This is a genomic window from Sedimentibacter sp. B4 (assembly GCF_000309315.1).
GTDB classification, from domain to species: domain Bacteria; phylum Bacillota; class Clostridia; order Tissierellales; family Sedimentibacteraceae; genus Sedimentibacter; species Sedimentibacter saalensis.
The window spans coordinates 1-891 of the sequence record NZ_CANG01000122.1; the positions used below are offsets into that span (position 1 = coordinate 1).

Consider the following 891-nt stretch of genomic DNA (forward strand, 5'->3'; position numbering starts at 1 on the left):
CGTAGATCTTGTACTTCGTGCTCTTGACCAGCGGCTTCATCGTGACGCCGGTGGAGGTGGTCGACACGTAGACCGTGCTCTTGCCGCTCGCGGAGGCCTTGAGCTGGTAGCCGGAGACCGAGCCGCCGATGTTCACCCAGTTCATCTCGACCGAGGTGCCGGAGACGTTGGTGATGTTCACCGCCGACGTCTTCTTGCTGGTCGAGTACTTCGTCGTGGAGTAGCCGTAGGACGAGAACGCGGACGTGGCGACCTTGTTCGTGTGGTCGTAGGTGCGCACGTGGAAGTAGTAGGTGACGCTGCCGCGCATGCCGGTGAGCAGCGCCGCGGTCTTGTTCGGGTCAGTGACGTCGACGGTGTGCACCCACTTGTGGAAGTCCTTGTATTGCGACCACTCCACCTGGTAGCCGAGGGCTCCGGACACGCCGGTCCCAGGCGACGACCATCGAGTCGTACCCGACCGAGCCGGTGCGGGCGGGCTTGCCGGGCACCGACGTGTCGGCGACGGCGCTCTGCGGGGTGGCGGCGGTGAGGCCGACCCCGATCACAGCGGTGACCAGCACCGCGGCCAGGGGACGAAGCCACTTCCTGGTTGCGGCGTCACTTGCACGTCCTTCCGCCCTGGGACAGTTCGTACCACTGGGTCATGTACTCACCGAAGAGCCGTTGTGCCGACTCCTGGTACTCCCCGACGGCACGTCTGGTGTCGATCGTGATCACATGCTCCTCGCTGTAGCGCAGGCCGGCGACCGACATGTTGGCGGTGCCGGTCAGGATGCGCCCGCTGTTGGAGTACTTGGGGCCGATCAGGATCAGCTTGGTGTGCATCGGGAAGGCCGCGCACTTGAACGGGATCTTCGCCGACTTCAGGGTCTTGAGCACCTTGGAGGA

At 64.5% G+C, this 891-nt stretch carries 2 protein-coding genes; both read right to left on the reverse strand.

The annotated features are described in order from the left end of the window. Positions 1-400: hypothetical protein (locus tag BN358_RS25355; protein ID WP_157593324.1), on the reverse strand; the 400-nt coding region annotated here is incomplete at its 3' end. 200 nt (positions 401-600) lie between these two features. Next, the coding region (locus BN358_RS25360) for a phospholipase D-like domain-containing protein (RefSeq protein ID WP_232233078.1) at positions 601-891 on the reverse strand (291 nt) is incomplete at its 5' end.